The organism is Lysinibacillus piscis, assembly GCF_026012395.1.
GTDB classification, from domain to species: Bacteria; Bacillota; Bacilli; order Bacillales_A; family Planococcaceae; genus Lysinibacillus; species Lysinibacillus piscis.
Genome location: NZ_BRZA01000002.1, coordinates 468,127 through 488,443 on the forward strand (window position 1 = coordinate 468,127; position 20,317 = coordinate 488,443).

Genomic DNA, 20,317 nt, shown 5'->3' on the forward strand with positions numbered 1-20,317 from the left:
ACTTTCACCATGCTCTACTCGCTTATTTGTTGTACAGATACTTTTTTCCTATCATCGCCTGTATAACGCTATATTGCTCGAAAATACAACAAGAGCAAGCGTATATGACAATATTGTAGCATGTCATTCTTTTCTTCGCAATATTGATTAAAATAGTATATAATATTTACTATAAGTATAACACTATTAGATTTTGAGGCGGTGAACCCAATCGAACTCAACAAGCGTCAAGAAGACATTTTACAAATTGTAAAAGAAAATGGCCCCATTACAGGCGAGCATATTGCAGAGCGCCTTAGTCTAACAAGAGCAACATTGAGACCTGATTTAGCTATACTGACGATGGCTGGCTTTTTAGATGCGAGGCCAAGAGTAGGCTATTTTTATGTTGGTAAAAAAACATCGGTCACATTGATTGATAATATTCATGATTTAAAAGTGAAGGATTTTCATTCAGGTCCAGTCGTTGTACCTGAAACAATGACGGTCTATGATGCCATTTGTTTTATGTTTGCAGAAGATGTTGGTACACTTTTTGTTGTGGATAAAAATGAATTGTTAACAGGCGTACTTTCTCGTAAAGATTTACTGCGCACAAGTATTGGCACACAAGATCTAAATAAAATTCCTGTACATATTATTATGACGAGGATGCCGAATATTTCATATTGTGAGAAATCGGATTCTTTAGTAGAAGCAGCCAATAAATTAATCGAACGAGAAGTGGATTCATTACCAGTTGTAGAATTACAAGAAGGTGGATTAAAAATTGTTGGTCGTTTAACAAAAACAACAATTACACGAGCATTTTTATTCCTCACACAGCATGATGAATAAGGAAAGGATTATCCATGAAACGATTACATGTATTTGTCGTGTCAGATGCAGTTGGTGAAACAGGCGAGCAAGTAGCAAGAGCTGTTATTAGACAGTTTCGACCAGGATATGAGTATACAGTGATTCGCCGATTTCCACATATCCAATCAGAGGATCTTATTCGAAAAATTGTATCCTTAGCTGTCAAACAACAAGCATTGATTTTGTATACATTGGTACAAGCGGAAATGCGTTCTTTTTTACAGGCATTGTGTAAAGAGCAACAAATTCATGCAGTGGATATTTTAGGACCGATATTAAAAACAATGGCTACTTTTATCGAAGAAACGCCAACGGAGACACCAGGAATTGTCCATCAGCTGGATGATGATTATTTTAAAAAAATTGAAGCCATTGAATTTGCTGTTAAATATGATGATGGCAAAGATCCAAGAGGATTATTACAGGCAGATATTGTGATTATTGGCGTGTCACGTACATCGAAAACACCACTTTCCCAATATTTGGCTCATAAAAGCTATAAAGTGGCCAATGTTCCTTTAGTGCCAGAAGTAGAGCCACCTGAAGAGTTATTTCAAATTGATGCGAGTAAATGCTTTGGCTTGGTGATTTCACCAGACCAATTGAATTCGATTCGAAAAGAGCGTTTAAAGGCATTAGGTTTGAGTGACAATGCTATTTATGCACAGTATCATCGAATATCACAGGAGATTCAACATTTTAACAAAATTGCAGAAAAAATTGGCTGTCAGGTCATTGATGTGACAAATAAAGCTGTAGAAGAAACAGCGAATGTGATTATTGGCTATATGTTGAATGATCGATAAACCACCTCGTTTTATAAAGAGGCGGTTTTTTTGAGCTCGTTTTGAGATAATAATGTAGATAAAAAAAATATTTTGTTTTATAATAATAAAATTGTGGTAAAAATATTTTAAATGCGAAAAATCGTACTTTTTGTCGAAATATGAAGGATTTTTAAAATGTACGGCGAATACATGTGTTCTAGAACGTAATTTAAAGATGGTGATACAATTGACAGGGAAAATTCCCGAAGAATTGATTGAACAAATTCGTACACAATCAGATATTGTGGATGTCATCAGTGAGTACATGCAGCTAACAAAGCGTGGACGCAATTGGTTTGGTCTGTGCCCTTTCCACGGAGAACAAACGCCATCTTTTTCAGTTTCAACAGACAAGCAAATTTTCCATTGTTTTGGCTGTGGTGCGGGTGGCAATGCCATTACATTTGTGATGGACATCGAAGGAATTGCATTTCCTGATGCAGTCATCAAGTTGGCTGAACGACTTGGCATGGCAATTGATATGGGGCCTACTCTTCCGCAAACAGAAAGAAAGATTTCTAAAGCAGAAGAGCGAATGAAAGAGGCGCATACATTTGCCGCAGATTTTTTCCACCATTTATTGTTGAATACAGAAGATGGTGAAGAACCTTTAAAATATTTGCTAGAAAGAGGATTTACAAGAGAACTTATCGAATCTAATACTATTGGCTGGTCTCTTCCAAGTTTTGATGCGCTGACAATTTTACTTGAAAGAAAAGGCTATCATTTGCAGGAGATGGCTGACAGCGGCTTAATCATCAAGCGTGATGGTGAAGAACGTTATTTTGACCGCTTTAGAGGACGCATTATGTTTCCTATTCGAGATGAAAATGGCAAAATTATTGCCTTTTCAGGGAGAATCTTGTCTTCTACAGGAGAAGAAGCGAAATATTTGAATAGTCCAGAATCCCCGATTTTTCAAAAAAGCGAAGTGCTATATAACCTAGATAAAGCACGAACTTCTATTAGAAAAAATCGTCATGTCATTTTGATGGAAGGATTTATGGATGTTTTAGCAGCTAACTCTGTGGGTATTACAAATACGGTGGCTACGATGGGAACGGCACTTACCAATCAGCATATCACAAAGCTAAAACGCCTAGTAGAGCAAATTACAATTTGTTATGACGGTGATAATGCTGGTTTTGATGCGGCCAAACGTGCAGCGTTACTATTACAGACAGAGCGTATGAAAGTGGATATTGCTGTTTTACCAGATAGGCTTGATCCTGATGAGTATATTCGTACATTTGGTGGACAAGCTTTTCAAGAGCAGGTATTGGAGAATCCGCATACTTACATTGCTTTTATGATGATGCATGCTAGACGGAATAAAAACTTTCAATTTGAAAATGATACGCTTCAATATATTCAAGAGGTGCTAGAGCAGTTGGCAGGTAGATCTTCACCTGTGGAACGAGACTTATATATACGGCAGCTATCGAATGAAACGAATATTTCAGAAGAAGCAATCTATGCACAATTTCGTAAGTTAGAGGCAGAACAAGTACGTTCTACTAAGGTGGCCATGCCAACACAAATATCTACGATGCCCATTGTGCAGCAACATAGGCCTATGGATGCAGCAGAACGAGCAGAACGTTTATTGCTAGCACATATGCTTCATAATATAGATATAGTAGATAAAGTACTACGCAGTGAGCAAAAAGAGCCATTTGTTAGAGATGCTTATATGGCTGTATTTGTTCGATTAATCGGTTTTTATGAGGAATATGGTCATCCAGATTACCAGCGCTTTGTGGAAATATTGGATGATGCAGAATTGCGTAAAATCGTAATGGAAGCGGCTTTAGCGGAGCGAGATCCCGATCAAGCAGAGGCCGAAATAGCAGATTCCATGCGTCAGCTTCAAAAATATAGAATTGAACAGGAAATTCAGCAAAAAATGCATGAGTCGAAGGAAGCAGAAAAGATGCATGAATACGCACGTGCACTTGAAATCGCTCAACAGATTATTCATTTAAGAAAATCGTTATCAGCGATTTGACCTGATTCGGTTGTTTAGAAGGAGGAAGGTTTATGGCAGACAAGTCAGAACGTTCAAAAGAGGTAGAGGTAGAAATGACATTAGACGAGGCGAAAAAAGTACTACAAGAAAAAGCAAAAACAGAAGGTGAAATTTCGATGAAGGAAATTTCAGAAAAATTAGCGCCTTTTGAACTAGAAACAGATGAAATTTTCCATTTCGCTGAAGACCTTGAAAAAAACAAAGATATTCAAATTATTGGAAAAGAAGAATTTGAAGAAGAAAGCCTTATGAAAGAAGAGGCAAATGAAGAAACTTTTGACTTGAATGATTTAAGTGTGCCACCAGGTGTTAAAATAAATGATCCTGTTCGCATGTATTTGAAAGAAATTGGACGAGTAGATTTATTATCAGCTGAACAAGAAATTGCCTTAGCAGAACGTATTGAACAAGGTGATGAAGAGGCACGAAAACGTTTAGCGGAAGCGAATTTACGTCTTGTAGTATCCATTGCGAAACGCTATGTAGGACGTGGGATGTTATTCCTTGATTTAATTCAAGAGGGAAATATGGGGCTAATTAAAGCAGTAGAGAAATTTGACTACCGTAAAGGCTTTAAATTCTCGACATATGCTACGTGGTGGATTCGACAAGCGATTACACGTGCCATTGCAGACCAAGCACGTACGATTCGTATTCCTGTGCATATGGTGGAAACCATTAATAAATTGATTCGTGTACAACGTCAGCTATTACAAGATTTAGGTCGTGAACCATCACCAGAGGAAATTGGTGAGGAAATGGATTTAACACCTGAAAAAGTACGTGAAATTTTAAAAATTGCACAAGAGCCAGTATCGCTTGAAACACCTATTGGAGAAGAGGATGATTCGCATTTAGGGGATTTCATTGAAGACTCTGAGGCACAATCACCGTCAGACCATGCAGCATATGAGCTATTAAAAGAACAATTAGAAGATGTTTTAGATACATTAACAGATCGTGAAGAAAATGTGCTACGTTTACGTTTCGGCTTAGATGACGGACGTACACGTACATTAGAGGAAGTTGGTAAAGTATTTGGTGTAACGCGTGAACGAATTCGCCAAATTGAGGCCAAAGCACTTCGTAAATTACGTCATCCTTCTCGTAGTAAGCGATTAAAGGATTTCTTGGAATAAACAACTTAAATGAGGGCTACCGAATGATGGAGGACAATGTCTATTCGGTAGCCCTTTTATTCGTATCAAATAAGGATAATCTTTATTTTTGCGACTTTATACAGATGTCTTTTATAAAAATGTCATATAAAATTGTAATAACAACCATTATCAAGCAATGTTTGGGGTAAACATTATGACAAATCAACGAAAAAAAATTATTTTAAATGAAATTCTTTTTTGGAAGCAAAATAAGCTATTGCCAGAACATTATTGTGATTTTCTAGCGGCTCTCTACGCAGAGGGAGAAGCGATTGAAGAAATGGAGCCTATCTTGCATCATAAACAAGCTGTCCTACCATCAGAGAAAAGGAAAATTCGTTTACTCATGTTAGGGCTATGTATAGGTGTCATGGCATTATTGGTACTCTATTTTACAATACCTGCTTTGATGCTACTATTAACGATTGTAATAGGAGGACTAGCTGTTACATTATTTATAGTGGCTTTCCGAACAGTACAGAAGCATCGTGAAATCGTTGTACCTATCTTGCATTTATTGGCAGCTATTTTATTGTTTAGTATGTCGATTCAAATGTATTCAGCTTATTTTGATGGCAATAATTTGGCACTATTTTGCTTAGTAGCAGCCAATTGTCTCATTTGGCTATGGTCAGGTATCAAAATGAAGCTACTTTATTTTACCGTTTCAGGTATTCTCGGCCTACTTGCATTAATTGGATACTATATTTTTCGATTAACATAATACTGTTTTTTCTATTAGCAATAGATATTTGTCTTTCGGCTGAGGGAAATGTCGAATTTGTTACAAACAAAGGAAAACTTCACGAATAGGGCTTTTCGTTTTTTAGGTAATGCAGTACAATATTAAGTGTTGACTGATTCTATATTATATAGATAAAAGTAGACTGAAAATGAGGAGGGGAAACTTATGAAAAACAATCCAGTCGTTCCTTACATCTTAATTCTGGCATTCGGTATTGGTCTTATTTTCTTCATGTCTGTACAAGGCGCGGACAACAAAAAAGAAATTGCTGCTGAGCATGAGGGTGGCGAAACAACAGAAGTAGATGATAAATCTGCATTAGTACAAGCGTGTATTGGCTGTCACGGTGGTGATTTATCTGGTGCTGTTGGTCCAGACCTACGTGGTTTAGATGCTGCACATATCCAAGATGTATTAAAAAATGGTATTGAAGGCACACCAATGCAACCAAACATGAAAAATGAAGCGGAAGCAAAAGCAATTGCTGAGTATATTTCCACTTTAGAAAAATAGTATGACAGTAGCTGTATGAAAAGCCATTACGTGCGATTTGTACAGCTACCTTTTTTTATGAGGTTGTTTAACTTGATTCAGTGGGTGTCATAGATTTTAAAGAGGAACTTTTCTAAGCGTAATAGTTAAAATATAGGGATTAATTATTGCATCTAGGCTGAATTAATTACATAAGATAACGCCATTTGTATTTTTCAGTATTATCATACATACTAATAATGGACTATATGGAAAGTGAGCGAAAAACATGAACGCACAAAAATTATCACAACGTTTGCAAACTGTAGCAACTTTTGTACCAACGGGGGCCATCGTAGCGGATATTGGCAGTGACCATGCCTATTTACCATGTTATTTAGTACAAGCAGATATTGCGACTGCTGCGATTGCAGGGGAAGTGGTGAAAGGGCCATTTGAATCAGCAGTGAGACAGGTACAAAAGGAAGGCTTGAGCGAAAAAATTACGGTTCGTTTAGCGGATGGTTTAGCTGCTATCAAATTGGAGGACCATGTTGACACAATCACGATTGCTGGCATGGGAGGACCGTTAATTGCGTCTATTCTAGAAAAGCATCCAGAGAAACTGCAAACGGTGACACGCCTTATTTTACAGCCAAATATTCATGCAAAGGCTATTCGTGAATGGGCATTGAGTCATCAATGGGCAATACTTGACGAAGAAATTATCGAAGAAGACGATAAAATTTATGAAATTCTTGTCTTACAAAAAGGTACTATGCAACTTGATGAGATAGAGCTATTATGTGGACCTAAATTAATACAAAGAAAAGCGCCTGCATTTGTGAAGAAATGGCAGCGTGAACAGGAAAATTGGCAGCGCATTTTACAATCAATTGAAGGAGCAGAGCAAACGACTGATATTGAGACAAAGCGTCAAGAATTAGCCAGGCAGCTACATTTAGTGGAAGGGGTTTTATAGTATGAAAGCCGTCAATGGGCAAGAGATTATTCAATTATTTGAAGCATGGTCTCCGAAAAAACTAGCTTGTATGGACAATGATCCCATTGGTTTAGCAATTGGGTCATTAAATAAGTCAGTGAGCAAGGTATTAGTGACATTGGATGTCAATGAAGCAGTGGTAGACGAGGCGATTGCACAGGGCTGCGAGCTTATTATTGCACATCATCCACCGATTTTTAGACGATTGGCTCATATTCGTACGGATCAACCTGCTGGTCGCTTGTATGAAAAGCTTTTGAAAAATGATATTGCGGTTTATGCCGCACATACGAATTTAGATGTGGCAGAGGGTGGCGTGAATGATTTGTTAGCAGATGCACTGCAGCTTGAAAAACGCACCATTCTAGAGGAAACATATGCAGAAAAGTTACTCAAACTTGTCGTATTTGTACCAACTGTACACGCTGATACAGTGCGTGAGGCATTGGCGAAGGCTGGTGCAGGACGTATTGGTGCTTATGAAGCATGTAGTTATACAACAATGGGTGAGGGTCGCTTCCGTGCTTTAGAAGGAGCGACACCTTATGTAGGGCAAATTGGGACATTGCATATAGAGGAAGAAGTCAAAATAGAGGTTGTTTTGCCTGAATCCAGTAAAAACCGTGTATTGAAAGCCATGCTTAATGCGCATCCGTACGAAGAGCCTGCCTATGACATCATTTGCTTAGAACAACAAACAAATGTGATGGGGCTTGGACGAGTAGGCTATTTACCACAAGAAATGACTTTGCAAAATTTTGCAAACTTCGTCAAACAGCAACTAGATGTACCTGCCGTGAGAGTCGTAGGGGATTTACAGTCGAAAATTAAAAAAGTAGCGCTCGTCGGTGGGGATGGCAATAAATATATTTATGCCGCTAAACGTGCGGGAGCAGATGTGTTTTTAACAGGCGATATGTATTTCCATACGGCACAGGATGCACAAGCAATTGGTTTGCAAATCATTGATCCTGGTCATCATGTTGAGAAGGTAATGATAGCGGGCGTAGCAAACAAAATGGCAAATTTATGTGAGCAACAAAAATTTGCTGTAACATTCATTCAATCGGCTATTCATACAGAGCCATTTATATTTGTGTAAGTGAGGGAGAACACGTGACGAATAATAGATCTGCTGGTGGTAAACTGTGGTTGTTAATCGGCTTATTCATTGCTATTTTTGGTATAGGTATGACGATTACAACGAATATTGTGAATGACCGAAAAATAGATGCCATGACAGCGCAATGTGAGGAAGAGGGCGGCATTGCACAGGTTTCCAAGGAAAAAAGTCTGCTATCAACAAAATATGCTTTTGAATGTAAGAAATAGTAGAGGAGGATAACCATGTTTCTTCGTTTTACACAGGAGCAGCAACAACGGATTATTGAGGATATTCAACGGTTTTTCTACAATCAACGTGATGAAGATATTAGTGAATTTGAGGCAGAGCGAGTGTTTGATTTTGTGAAGGAATCCATCGCACCTTATATTTATAATGTAGCTATTGCAGATGCTAAATATGCAGTAGACCGACAATATGCGACGATTGAAGAGGAGCTAGAGGCACTCGAAAGACCGATTGTGCGTAAATAAAAAATGCGTGAGAGCCACACGAGCTTCTCACGCTTTTCCTTTTTATTTGTCAAATGGCATAATTTTTGTCACAGGTGTAGGTGTTTTAATTTTAGGTAAAATTTTATCCAGTGTTACTGTTCGTTGAATGATATGTGTCGATTCGTCATGTTCATCAAATTTTTCAAGGAAGGCAATGACTTCTTTTACAATCGGTGTTGGTGTGGAAGCACCTGCTGTAACCGCTACGGTTTGAATGCCGCGTAACCATTCGATTTTTAGCTCAGATACATCAGCAATACGATAAGATGGTGTCCCAGCAATCTCTACAGAAACCTGTGTTAAGCGATTGGAATTATTCGATTTTGGATCACCAACAACAATAAGTAGCTCAGCAGCCCCTGCTTGCTCTGCCACCGCTTCTTGACGTACTTGTGTAGCCAAGCATATTTCTTTGTGGACTTCAATGTGTGGGAATTTTTCTTGTAGATGCTCCATTAAGTGAGCGACATCCCATTGGCTCATCGTTGTTTGATTGGTTACAAGTAATTTATGATTTGTGAGCTGTAAAGTATCAATATCTGTAGAAGATTGCACTAAATGTACATGGTCAGGTGCAACGCCAATCGCCCCTTCTGGCTCTGGATGCCCTTTTTTCCCAATATAAATAATATCGTAGCCTGCTGCTGACTTTTCACGGATTAAATCATGCGTAACAGTAACATCAGGACAAGTTGCATCGATGGATACAAGTCCTTTACGTCTTGCAATTTCCCGAATTTCAGGTGAAACACCATGTGCTGTGAAAATCACAGTTCCTGTGTCAACCTGCTCGATAATTTCTAAACGGTTTTCGCCATCTAATGTAATAATACCATCTTCTTCAAAAGCATCTGTGACGTGTTTATTATGCACAATCATACCTAAAATATAGATAGGTCTTGGTAGTGTTTTATCGAGTGCGGCGTTTCGTGCAATAACCATTGCATCGACAACACCATAGCAATAACCACGAGGGTTAATTTTTAATACTTGCATGGTTGTGACTCCTTTCAAGCTTACCTATCTATTATTATAACGGACAAATGCGATGAATACAAAGAAACGTGTATCTACATTGGTGGTTGGAAAATGCGTGGTGTGGATGGTAGTGGAGCGGCTGGTGTTGTTAATGGTACTGTTCGAGCGCTACGTGTAAGTGAGGTAGCGGCTGCTGTAGCTGTGGCTGCATCTGCTGCAGGTAAGCCTTGAAATCCCTTATATAATTTGAGTAAGGAAGGAATATTTTTAACCATTGGCATTGCTTGCTGAATATAAGGTGTGTATGTTTTAGCGGTATTAAATAAGCTATTGGCTTGTTGCAGGAATGAGCCGATTTTAGAAGTCTCTTGTACAGGAGGCATTGCCATTTGCCCTCCGAATGAACCGATTCCTTGTGTCATGGGAAAATTGGTTGGGATACGTGGCTGTATAGGAAAGCCTCCAGGCGGAAGATAGGACCTTGGGGGCATAGTAGGCATGGGCATTCTCATATTGCCAGGATACATAGGGAATGGATAAGGTTGTCGAAATACCATAATAATCTCCTTTCGGTAGGGTGGATTACGATTGACATACTCGTTTATAGCTATCATATGCAAATACGCTGAGAAATGTGCAAAAGGATATAAATGTTTAGAAGTTGTAGGGGGGAATATGATATGCTAGTGATAGAGTTGATTGATATAATATTTGTTTTTTATGCTTGATTGTATATTTTGTGGCAAATGGTGGCTCATAACGGTAGTCTGAGATCTTTTAACAAAATGTAGTACAAACATCTTTGAATAGCTAGTGGAGAAGCTTGATATCATAGATACAGAGTGAAAAATAAGAGGTGGAAATGGGAATGGATGTAGAAGTGTTTGTTGGGAGACAGCCAATTTTCAATTTAGATGAGCAAATTGAAGCTTATGAACTATTATATCGTAATAAAGATGCGAATGTGTTCCCGATGGTAGATTCAGATATGGCGACTATTGAGGTGCTTGTCAACTCATTTGTGACGATGGGTATAGAAGAAGTGACAAAAAATAAGCCAGGATTTGTTAATTTCACTGAAAAGTTAATTACAAGTTCTATTGAAAGTTATTTGAATCCTTTACATGTAGTCATTGAAATTTTAGAAAATGTACAATTGACACCCCAATTAGTAGAGCGAATGAAAGATTTGAAAGCAAGAGGTTTTAAAATTGCACTGGATGATTTTATTTTAGAAGAGCCTGTGCAGGTATATGATGAACTGTTCCCTTATATCGACTATATTAAAGTGGATTTTTTAAATTCCTCACCAGAAGAACGACTAGCCATTGAACGCAAAGTGAAGGAACAATTCCCACACATCCGATTGTTAGCAGAAAAAGTGGAAACGCATGCAGAATATGAAGTAGCGAAAAAAGCAGGGTATGAGTTGTTTCAAGGTTATTTTTTTGAGAAACCACAAATTATAAAAGCCATGGATATACCTGCAAATACAATACAATATTTAACGATTTTATCGTTGTTGACAGAAGAGGAACCGAATGTTCAGTTACTTGCTGAAAATATTGAACGTGATTTGTCCCTTACATATAAGTTATTAAAAATGATTAATAATGCTACAGGGCAATTTAAATCTAGAATTCAATCCATTAAACAGGCGATTATTATATTAGGAATACCTAATTTGCAAAAATGGATTTATTTATTGGCGATGCGAGAGAGTGGTCAAAATGCAGATTCTGATTTGGTAAAAGAAGTGATGTATACGTCTTTATTCCGAGCAAAAATTTGTGAAAAGTTAGCGAAATTGTCGTATAAAATAAACACATCCGAATATTTTTTAGTGGGAATGTTTTCTTTAATAGATACATTACTACAAAGACCGTTAGAAGAAATATTAGGAAAAATGCCACTCTCAGAAAGAGTTGTCACAACATTGCTTGGGACAGAAACAGATATAACGCCTTATTTAGAATTTAGTATTGCCTTAAGCAAGATGGAATGGGATCGACTAGAGCAATTAGCCTCACAGGTAAATGTAGAAATTCATCATTTAGATGATTTATATTATGAAGCTATCATATGGGCTGAAAAATCTTTATAGAGTGAATTTTTAGAGGGATTAATAGAAGATGAAAAATGTGAACTGCACTTCAATTGTTGGAGGTGCAGTTTTTTATGACTAAATTTGTGATAGAAAAAATCAGAGACAGTTGCTATGAAGGAAAGTTATAAGGCGAAAATATGCTACTCGTATAAATGAGCGTTCAACCCTATTGTTAATGATTGTTAGTGAAAGCATGGCAATTCGCAAAGCATGAAATTAAAATGATTGATTACCATCTGCTTTTTGTATAAAAAGTGTAACAGTGAGTAATGTAAGACACTTTCCTGAACAAGAAAGTGCCATTTTTTTAGAACATAAAATATTTGTATAATACACATCCACTTGTTTATAATGAAAATAAAGGAACGTACGTTTTGATTGACGATTACTTTAAATGAGGTGAGAAAATGGATAATGGACGAGTGGTTGGACAGACGAAAAGTGTTGGATTTCAAATTGGGGTTAGAAGAACTTTCCCTATCTCACAAGAAAAGGCGTGGCAACTGATTACTTCTGAAGAAGGGTTACATTTATGGTTAGGAGAAGGCGCTAATGTAATACTTCAAGCAGGTCAACATTATATGACGAAAACAGGGGAAGGCGAAATACGGATCGTTAAACCGTTGCAACAGCTTCGACTAACGTGGCAAACAGAAGGATGGGAAAAACCGTCAACAATTCAAATTCGCATTATATCACAAGCAAGCGATAAAACGACGATTAGTTTCCATCAAGAAAAGCTTCCCAACCAAGAGGCTAGAGAAGTAATGAAAAGGCATTGGGAGACCGTTTTAGAAGGAATACAGGAAAGATTATAAACCACCTATCAAAATAATCGATAGGTGGTCATTGTGTGAAAAGGACATTGGATTTAACGAGAGATAGAAAATTGCCCCATTTTATATGAAAAAGTAATCTAGGATGCATGGTAATTTTAATGGATTTGTCGATAAATACACGTTGCGGTGTGAATCGTGGTACAATAACAAAGATGATTAGGAGGAACGGAAAATGTCAAAATACACCGATTATAATTTTCAGCCATTTTTGCAGGAAGCTATTGCAAAACTTGGCTTTACAGAACCAACACCCATTCAAAAGGAAATCATTCCATTAGTATTAAAAGGGAAAAGTGCTATTGGACAAGCACATACAGGAACAGGTAAAACACATAGTTTTTTAATTCCGATTGTGCAGCGTATTGATGCAAGCAAACAAGAAGTACAAGCTGTTATTACCTCACCGACACGTGAGCTAGCACAGCAAATTTTTGATGCATTACAGCAATTAATTGAAGGAACTGAGATACAAGCGAAGCTCTTTATGGGTGGAACGGATAAACAGCGCTCCATTGATAAATTGAAAACACAACCACAAATTGTTGTGGGGACACCAGGGCGTATTCGTGATCTTGTATCAGCACAGGCATTGCTGGTGCATACAGCGTCTATTTTAGTAGTGGATGAGGCAGATTTAGCATTTGATATGGGCTTTATTCAAGAAATTGATGGCTTTGCCTCCCATATGCCTGAGAAATTGGAAATGTTCGTATTCTCTGCAACGATTCCAGAAAAACTACAGCCATTTTTGAAAAAATATATGGAAGCACCTGTGCATATTCAAATGAATGATAAACGTCCTGTAGCAGAGGGCATTGATTTTGTACTTGTTCCTGTGCGCTCTAAGTCACGTAATAAGCGTTTATTGGATGTATTGGAAGGGATTAATCCATATTTAGCCGTTATTTTTACAAATACGCGTAAAACAGCTGAGCAAGTAGCGGGTTATTTGCAGGAGCATGGAGTTCGTTGCGGTCAAATACATGGCGACTTAAGTCCACGTGATCGTAAAAAAATGATGAAACAAATTCGTGATTTAGAGTATCAATACATTGTGGCAACAGATTTAGCGGCACGAGGTATTGATATTCAAGGTGTTTCCCATGTCATTAACTATGAGATTCCTGAGGATTTAGAGTTCTTTATTCATCGTGTTGGTCGAACAGCACGTGCAGGAAATAAAGGAACAGCCATTACATTGTTTGAGCCTTCTGATGAGGATGCTGTAGTAAACGTTGAAAAAATGGGTATTCCATTTGTTCAAAAAGATGTAAAGGATGGCGAATGGTCAGAATTAAAGGATCGTCATGCACGTAAAAATCGTGTAAAACAGGAAAATGAAATTGATGCAAAAGCAAAGGCATTAGTACGTAAACCTAAAAAGGTCAAGCCAGGCTATAAACGTAATATGAAATGGGAAATGGAAAAAATTAAAAAACGTGAACGTCGTTTAAAAGCGCGTGGTAAAAAATAAGGAGGCATTAGCATGTTATTAGGTTCACATGTTTCGATGAGCGGCAAAGAGATGTTGCTTGCTTCAAGTAAAGAGGCGCTGTCTTATGGTGCAAACACATTTATGATTTATACAGGTGCACCTCAAAATACACGCCGCAAGCCAATCGAGGATTTGAATATTGCTAACGGCTTACAACATATGAAAGAGCATGGCATGAGCAATATCGTCGTCCATGCACCTTATATTATTAATATTGGTAATACAGAGAAACCTGAAACATTTCGTTTAGGGGTTGATTTCTTACAGGCTGAAATTGAGCGAACAGCTGCATTAGAGGCAACGCAAATTGTGTTGCATCCTGGTGCACATGTTGGCGCGGGAGCGGATGCAGGAATCGCCAAAATTATTGAAGGTCTAAATGAAGTGTTATCACAAGACTTTCCTGTACAAATTGCGTTAGAAACAATGGCTGGCAAAGGGACAGAATGTGGGCGTTCGTTCGAGGAGCTAGCTAAAATTATCGATGGTGTCACACATAATGAGCGTTTATCAGTTTGCTTTGATACATGCCATACGCATGATGCAGGCTATAATATCGTAGAGGATTTTGATGGTGTTTTAGCAGAATTTGATCGCTTGATTGGTGTCGAGCGTATTAAGGTACTGCATATTAATGATTCTAAAAATGTCCGTGGTGCGCGTAAAGACCGTCATGAAAATATCGGTTTTGGTCATATTGGCTTTGAGGCACTGCATTATATTGTGCATCATCCACAGCTTATGGCTGTACCGAAGATTTTAGAAACGCCTTATGTAGCTTTGACAACAGATGCGAAAAGCAAATCTGCGCCATATAAAGAGGAAATTGAAATGTTGCGTAGTGGTGAATTTCAGCCAGCACGTATCGATGCATTAAGAGGATAGTAAAAGAAGCGATTTTCTGTTGGTGGATGAACAGAAAATTGCTTTTTTTATATACATTATTGTAAGAGTTAGCAGCATATTTTGATGTGAATCAGCAAATAAATACATGATGATTAATCATTTTTTTGAGAAGAGGGGTGTTGGAATTGGAATGTATCCAGCTGATTCCAAGTAGTCCAATTGTTCAAGCACAATTTAATGTAGTGAGTATCAATGAAAATGTCATTGGATTGTGTGAAGTGGATTTGGAAAAGGGGACAATCAACTGTTTGCAACAGAGGGCATTTTTAGAAAATAACGATTTTAGGTATGTGAATGCTCAAAAAGCGGATGCTCCTAATAAAAAGAGCATGTATCTAGCAGAATTCGATGGTCATCATAGCCATATTGATTTTTTTAAATTGAATATAGAATCCTTTGTCCAGCACAAATTCGCAACAGTTGATTTGAAAAAATACTTTGGTGCACGTCATCTCTCTTATCGTACAGATTTAGTTTACTTAAACGAAGATTATTTTCTATTCTTTATATCTGACCTGCCTCCTGAATATGAGGGAATCCCTTTTAGTGAAGAACATTTTACATTTTTATTATCAACTACTGGCGAACATGGGACACCCTATTTTAAATACGTATTTTTAATAAATTCAATGAAGAGGGATATGGTGGAAATGAATTGTGTGCTTTCCAAATGACGATAGTTTACGCCGATTCGATATGGCTAAAAATTTTGAATGGCAGAACGAGTCCTATGTGTTAATAAAAACTGGTAGAATTATGGCACATGAAAAGCAAAATATATTTGTGACGATAGACAAAGAAAATCCATATTATGACCATTTGGAATCTTTTTATATCATATCTGTGAAAAATCTGATTAAGAATCAAAGTATGTCATGTGCAATCCCTATAGAAATTATTGATTACACCCATTGTATCGACCATATCCGAATAGATAAAGGGAAGATACAGTATATTTTAAGAAATATTGAAAATAATACAGTAGCATTGGTTAAATATACAATTGATTCAGGTGAAAAAGAGGTAATTACAGAAAAATCTGTTATTCAAAGCTATCTAGAGTGGGAAATAGAAGATCCTTGGTATTACTCTTTAACTTGTGAGTTATTACCTACAGTAGGCACTAGTCCAATCTATAATTTAGAGGATGGAGAATGTTCTTTACTTTTGAATTTAAAGGATATTTGAATGTGAAACAAAAAGCGAGGGAATTGAGCATTTTCGTTCAATTCCCTCGCTTTTTTCAATTAGAAGCTATTTCGTAAACAAAGCAATCAACTGACGAGAGCGTTTTCTTCCTAATACAGCCTCTACTTCAACGAGCACTTCTTTAGGGATGCCTAAAAAAAGCCAAGAAAATGAGAATTTTTCTAGGTGAGGACGCAATTTTCTTACTTCCGAAGTCGTAATCTCGAAGCCTTCTGTGCGTGCAATTTCAACAATTTCTTTATCACTGCTTTGCGTTAACTGCTGTAAAAATTGAATACTCAAGATAATTCCTCCTTTTTCTTTACAAATAGCAGACATTGATTTATACTTACCATTTGTAAATCGTAATGATTTTGAATTAGAAAGAAGCGAAAATACTATGCAGAAACCATTAATTGATATTCAAAACGTGTCATTTCAATATGACTATACACAAGTATTGAAAAATATTTCTTTTCGTGTAGAAGAAGGTGACTTTTTAGCATTGCTTGGTCCAAATGGCTCAGGCAAATCTACTTTATTGAAAATTATTTTAGGCTTATTAAAGCCGATGTCTGGAGAAATTAAACTCTTTGGTGAGCCCAGTGCCACATTTAAGCATCGTGAATGGATTGGCTATGTGTCACAAAAATCCAATGCGTTCAATTCAGGCTTTCCAGCAACTGTTCAAGAAGTAGTGAAAAGTGGCTTGACGAAAAAGATAGGGCTATGGAAGCGACCTGGACGAGATGCAAAGGAAAAGGTGTACCAAGCATTACAAGCCGTTGGAATGGAGAAGTTTATCCATCGCAATATTGGTGAATTATCAGGTGGGCAGCAGCAGCGCGTCTTTATTGCAAGAGCTTTAGTTAGTGAGCCTAAACTACTTATTTTAGATGAGCCAACCGTGGGGATTGACCATGAGAATGTGCAGTCCTTTTATGATATGCTCGTAACACTCAATCGGGAACAGGGCATTACGATGATGCTTGTGACGCACGATGTGGATATCGTATCAGATCGTATTAGTCATGTTGCCTGTCTCAATCAAACGATTCATTTTCATGGTTATAAAGGTGATTTTGATACAATTTCACAAAATACGCTCGATGCGTGGTATGGTCATGCAGTGAGAAAAATTCACTAGAAGGAGAAGGCACAATGCTTGAAGCAATTTTACATTATGAATTTTTACAAAATGCCTTTTTCTCTGGGCTATTAATTGGCATATTAGCACCATTATTAGGCGTTTTTATCGTTGTACGTCGCTTGTCACTTATTGCAGATGCTCTATCACATGTGACGCTAGCGGGTATTGCGGGCAGTTTATATATCAGTCAGTCAGTCACAGCACTAGCGATGCTCAATCCGATTTATTTAGGGATTGTGGCTTCTGTCAGCGGTTCTATTTTAATAGAGCGCTTAAGACGTTTGTATAAGCACTATGAGGAGCTAGCTATCCCAATTATCATGTCGGGTGGTATTGGTATTAGTGCTATTTTTATTTCCCTTGCAAGCGGCTTTAGCACGGATTTAATGAGTTATTTATTTGGCTCTGTTTCCGCTGTATCTCGTCAAGATTTATGGGTTGTTATAGGGATTGCGCTCGTAGTTGTACTATTTCTTTGGCTATTTTTTAAAGAACTATTTGTCTTGTCATTTGATGAGGAATATGCGAAAGCAAGCGGTCTACCAGCACAATGGATTCATCTATTATTTATGGTGGTAACAGCGCTTGTGATTGCGGCAAGTATGCGTATTGTCGGCATTTTACTCGTATCTTCATTGATGACATTACCAGTAGCAGCAGCAATGCGATTGGCAAAAGGATTTACGCAAACCATTATTTTTGCGATTCTTTTTGGTGAATTAGCTGTCCTCGTGGGGTTAGTCAGTGCATTTTATTTAGATTTAGCACCAGGAGGAACCATTGTGGTGACATCTATTGTCATTTTATTATTGGTCATTATAGGAAAGAAAATAGCTTTGCGTATGGCTAGTAGACAAAAGGAGGGTATATCATGAATGTGTCACGAGCTTGGGAAATATTGAAGGAGCACGGCTATAAAAAGACAGATAAGCGTGTATTACTATTAGATATGTTTGCGGCAACAGATAAATATTTAACAGCCCGCGATTTATTGGTCGTTTTGAAAAAGGATTTTCCAGGAATGAGCTTTGATACGATTTATCGAAATTTAGCTACATTCGTCCAATTAGGTATATTAGAAGAAACAGAGCTATCCGGTGAGCGCAATTTCCGTATGCAATGTGAATCAACGCAGCATCATCACCATTTTATTTGTTTAGTTTGCGGCAATGTAAAAGAATTGCATCTTTGTCCAATGGAAATGTTGGATGAGAAGCTTCCTAACTATGAAATTGAGGGACATAAGTTTGAGATTTATGGAAAATGCCCAAGTTGTCAATAATGAAAAGGAGAGAGCCCATTACTAGAGCTCTCTCCTTTATGATTAAGCCGCTTTACGGATTGCATCAATTTTGTTGCAGTCAATAATAAGCGGTGTTGTACTACCAGCTTCAAGGAACGAAGCACAGCAATTTTTATTGTTAAAGCCGATGAATGTAACACCAAGGAATGTGCTACCATTTGATAAGAACAAGTCTAGTACTGTAGGGACAGCTAATTGGTGTAATTGTGCACAAATACAGCTTTTACAGCGAATATTCAGCTTAGGTGCAGATGGGCAATTTGGCTTTGTCGGATTTTGTTTTTTACAACATGCCCCGTTCATATAAGATGTGTAACGTTGATCTTCAATCATGTAAATACCTCCCCTCGTGTACCTATTTATAAAGGAAACCCTTTACATGATTTAATATATGATAGAGAAAAGAAAGAACTTAGTAATCTGTCTAGTAGGCACATAAAAAAAGTGGATGATAGAAAATAGCATCATCCACTTTGTGTATTCGTTATTGATGTTTTTGTTGGAATGTTATCATAAAATCACGTAAGGCAACACAAGCCTCTAATGGAACCGCATTATAAGTGGAAGCACGACAGCCACCAACAGAACGATGACCATCGAGTCCAACGAAACCTGCAGCTTTTGCTTCAGCAAGGAATTGCTTTTCAAGTGCTTCATCTGCGACACGGAATGTAATGTTCATCAGTGAACGACTTTCAGGTGTAGCATGTCCATAGTAGAAACCATTACTGTTATCAATCGCATCATAAATGACCTTCGCTTTTTCCTCATTACGCTTGGCAATTTCAGCCACACCACCTTGTGACTCTACCCATTTCAATACCTCACCCAGCATATAAATACCAAATGTTGGTGGTGTATTGTAGAGGGAGTTACTATCTGCATGTGTTGAGTATTTTAACATCGTAGGAATGTTAGTATTCGCTTTTTCGAGTAAATCTTTGCGAATAATCACAACCGTTACACCTGATGGGCCAAGATTTTTTTGAGCCCCAGCATAAATGAGTGCAAACTGACGAACGTCGATAGGCTTTGATAAAATATCGCTCGACATATCGGCGATTAATGGCACCTCACCTGTATTCGGGAATTCCTGCCATTGTGTACCGTAAATCGTGTTATTAGAAGTGATATGAACATAGGCATCTTGTTCATGGAATTGGATGTCTGTTAAGTTAGGGATGTTCCGGTACTGATTATCTTTGGAGCTTGTGGCTATAATAGGAGTGCCAAACAATTTAGCTTCCTCGAATGCTTTTTCTGACCATACACCTGAGAGTACATAGCTAGCTTGTTGGTCTGCTTGTAAGAAATTCATAGGAATCATGGCAAATTGTAAGCTAGCGCCACCTTGTAGGAATAATACCTCATAGTTTTCAGGAATCGCATATAGTTGCTTTAATCGTGTAATCGCTTCATTATGGACAGCCTCAAAAATAGCGCCACGATGGCTCATTTCCATAATCGACATACCTGAATTTTGAAAGTTAAGGAATTGTTGCTCCGCTTGTTGTAATACTTCTAATGGTAGTGCGGATGGACCTGCGTTGAAATTGTATGCTCGTTGCGTCAAAGTCGTACACTCCTTCTATCATTTTGAATCATGCGAAATATAACATGTGATAAAAGCACTTTACTGGA

General features: G+C 37.7%; 24 protein-coding genes. 19 read left to right on the top strand and 5 right to left on the bottom strand.

All coding sequences use genetic code 11. The features are described 5' to 3' along the window. Positions 1-201: 201 nt before the first annotated feature. From ccpN to OPF91_RS08690, 10 genes are all read left to right on the top strand, one after another. Positions 202-837: a transcriptional regulator CcpN gene (ccpN, locus tag OPF91_RS08645; RefSeq protein ID WP_264988345.1), complete on the top strand. Its 636-nt coding sequence runs from the start codon at positions 202-204 to the stop codon at positions 835-837. 14 nt (positions 838-851) lie between these two features. Further along, entirely contained in the window at positions 852-1,664 is an 813-nt protein-coding gene (locus tag OPF91_RS08650; protein ID WP_264988346.1) for a pyruvate, water dikinase regulatory protein, read from the top strand. Between the two features lie 196 nt (positions 1,665-1,860). Beyond that, the gene (gene dnaG, locus OPF91_RS08655; RefSeq protein ID WP_264988347.1) at positions 1,861-3,693 is read left to right on the top strand and encodes a DNA primase; all 1,833 of its coding nucleotides are present in this window, start codon (positions 1,861-1,863) and stop codon (positions 3,691-3,693) included. A 32-nt stretch (positions 3,694-3,725) separates the two neighbouring features. Then, the gene (rpoD, locus tag OPF91_RS08660) at positions 3,726-4,853 is read left to right on the top strand and encodes an RNA polymerase sigma factor RpoD (protein ID WP_264988348.1); all 1,128 of its coding nucleotides are present in this window, start codon (positions 3,726-3,728) and stop codon (positions 4,851-4,853) included. 175 nt (positions 4,854-5,028) lie between these two features. Then, positions 5,029-5,598 (top strand): hypothetical protein, encoded by a 570-nt coding sequence (locus OPF91_RS08665; RefSeq protein WP_264988349.1) that lies wholly within the window; start codon positions 5,029-5,031, stop codon positions 5,596-5,598. A 186-nt stretch (positions 5,599-5,784) separates the two neighbouring features. Next, positions 5,785-6,132, top strand: coding sequence for a c-type cytochrome (locus tag OPF91_RS08670; RefSeq protein ID WP_264988350.1), 348 nt, complete (start codon positions 5,785-5,787; stop codon positions 6,130-6,132). Positions 6,133-6,379: 247 nt separating this feature from the next. After that, positions 6,380-7,072: a tRNA (adenine(22)-N(1))-methyltransferase gene (locus OPF91_RS08675; protein ID WP_264988351.1), complete on the top strand. Its 693-nt coding sequence runs from the start codon at positions 6,380-6,382 to the stop codon at positions 7,070-7,072. A gap of 1 nt (position 7,073) precedes the next feature. After that, positions 7,074-8,195 (top strand): Nif3-like dinuclear metal center hexameric protein, encoded by a 1,122-nt coding sequence (locus tag OPF91_RS08680; protein ID WP_264988352.1) that lies wholly within the window; start codon positions 7,074-7,076, stop codon positions 8,193-8,195. Between the two features lie 14 nt (positions 8,196-8,209). Further along, positions 8,210-8,425 (top strand): hypothetical protein, encoded by a 216-nt coding sequence (locus OPF91_RS08685; RefSeq protein WP_264988353.1) that lies wholly within the window; start codon positions 8,210-8,212, stop codon positions 8,423-8,425. Positions 8,426-8,440: 15 nt separating this feature from the next. Further along, positions 8,441-8,689 (top strand): DUF2164 domain-containing protein, encoded by a 249-nt coding sequence (locus OPF91_RS08690; RefSeq protein ID WP_264988354.1) that lies wholly within the window; start codon positions 8,441-8,443, stop codon positions 8,687-8,689. Between the two features lie 42 nt (positions 8,690-8,731). On the opposite strand, the gene OPF91_RS08695 is transcribed toward OPF91_RS08690, so the two are convergent. Together OPF91_RS08695 and vrrA are read right to left on the bottom strand one after the other, a co-directional pair. After that, positions 8,732-9,706 (bottom strand): 4-hydroxy-3-methylbut-2-enyl diphosphate reductase, encoded by a 975-nt coding sequence (locus OPF91_RS08695; protein WP_264988355.1) that lies wholly within the window; start codon positions 9,704-9,706, stop codon positions 8,732-8,734. A 74-nt stretch (positions 9,707-9,780) separates the two neighbouring features. Continuing rightward, positions 9,781-10,245, bottom strand: a complete 465-nt coding sequence (gene vrrA, locus OPF91_RS08700; RefSeq protein ID WP_264988356.1) for a VrrA/YqfQ family protein — start codon at positions 10,243-10,245, stop codon at positions 9,781-9,783. 311 nt (positions 10,246-10,556) lie between these two features. Between vrrA and OPF91_RS08705 the strand changes: the two genes are divergently transcribed. The 6 genes from OPF91_RS08705 (at position 10,557) to OPF91_RS08730 (ending at position 16,223) form a co-directional block, all read left to right on the top strand. After that, positions 10,557-11,792 carry an EAL and HDOD domain-containing protein gene (locus OPF91_RS08705; RefSeq protein WP_264988357.1) on the top strand — a complete coding sequence of 412 codons (1,236 nt, stop codon included), beginning with the start codon at positions 10,557-10,559 and terminating at the stop codon, positions 11,790-11,792. A 410-nt stretch (positions 11,793-12,202) separates the two neighbouring features. After that, on the top strand, positions 12,203-12,613 hold the full coding sequence (locus OPF91_RS08710; RefSeq protein ID WP_264988358.1) for an SRPBCC family protein: 411 nt from the start codon (positions 12,203-12,205) through the stop codon (positions 12,611-12,613). 193 nt (positions 12,614-12,806) lie between these two features. Beyond that, positions 12,807-14,108 (top strand): DEAD/DEAH box helicase, encoded by a 1,302-nt coding sequence (locus OPF91_RS08715; protein ID WP_264988359.1) that lies wholly within the window; start codon positions 12,807-12,809, stop codon positions 14,106-14,108. A 12-nt stretch (positions 14,109-14,120) separates the two neighbouring features. Continuing rightward, a complete protein-coding gene (locus OPF91_RS08720; RefSeq protein WP_264988360.1) occupies positions 14,121-15,014 on the top strand; it encodes a deoxyribonuclease IV in 894 nt (297 codons plus the stop codon). 146 nt (positions 15,015-15,160) lie between these two features. Then, positions 15,161-15,709: a hypothetical protein gene (locus OPF91_RS08725; RefSeq protein ID WP_264988361.1), complete on the top strand. Its 549-nt coding sequence runs from the start codon at positions 15,161-15,163 to the stop codon at positions 15,707-15,709. Next, on the top strand, positions 15,693-16,223 hold the full coding sequence (locus OPF91_RS08730; RefSeq protein WP_264988362.1) for a hypothetical protein: 531 nt from the start codon (positions 15,693-15,695) through the stop codon (positions 16,221-16,223). The genes OPF91_RS08725 and OPF91_RS08730 overlap by 17 nt, the downstream gene beginning before the upstream one ends. A 66-nt stretch (positions 16,224-16,289) precedes the next feature. Here OPF91_RS08730 and OPF91_RS08735 read toward each other — a convergent pair whose 3' ends face one another. Further along, the gene (locus tag OPF91_RS08735; RefSeq protein ID WP_264988363.1) at positions 16,290-16,526 is read right to left on the bottom strand and encodes an endonuclease IV; all 237 of its coding nucleotides are present in this window, start codon (positions 16,524-16,526) and stop codon (positions 16,290-16,292) included. A 97-nt stretch (positions 16,527-16,623) separates the two neighbouring features. Here OPF91_RS08735 and OPF91_RS08740 point away from each other — a divergent pair, with 97 nt between their 5' ends. From OPF91_RS08740 to OPF91_RS08750, 3 genes are read left to right on the top strand one after another with little or no spacing between them, the layout of a single operon-like run. Then, on the top strand, positions 16,624-17,370 hold the full coding sequence (locus OPF91_RS08740) for a metal ABC transporter ATP-binding protein (protein WP_264988364.1): 747 nt from the start codon (positions 16,624-16,626) through the stop codon (positions 17,368-17,370). A gap of 14 nt (positions 17,371-17,384) precedes the next feature. Next, positions 17,385-18,248 (top strand): metal ABC transporter permease, encoded by an 864-nt coding sequence (locus OPF91_RS08745; protein ID WP_264988365.1) that lies wholly within the window; start codon positions 17,385-17,387, stop codon positions 18,246-18,248. Continuing rightward, on the top strand, positions 18,245-18,655 hold the full coding sequence (locus OPF91_RS08750; RefSeq protein WP_264988366.1) for a Fur family transcriptional regulator: 411 nt from the start codon (positions 18,245-18,247) through the stop codon (positions 18,653-18,655). The genes OPF91_RS08745 and OPF91_RS08750 overlap by 4 nt, the downstream gene beginning before the upstream one ends. A 42-nt stretch (positions 18,656-18,697) precedes the next feature. Here OPF91_RS08750 and OPF91_RS08755 read toward each other — a convergent pair whose 3' ends face one another. Continuing rightward, positions 18,698-19,009 (bottom strand): hypothetical protein, encoded by a 312-nt coding sequence (locus tag OPF91_RS08755; RefSeq protein ID WP_264988367.1) that lies wholly within the window; start codon positions 19,007-19,009, stop codon positions 18,698-18,700. A 151-nt stretch (positions 19,010-19,160) separates the two neighbouring features. After that, entirely contained in the window at positions 19,161-20,249 is a 1,089-nt protein-coding gene (serC, locus tag OPF91_RS08760; protein WP_264988368.1) for a 3-phosphoserine/phosphohydroxythreonine transaminase, read from the bottom strand. Positions 20,250-20,317 lie beyond the last annotated feature (68 nt).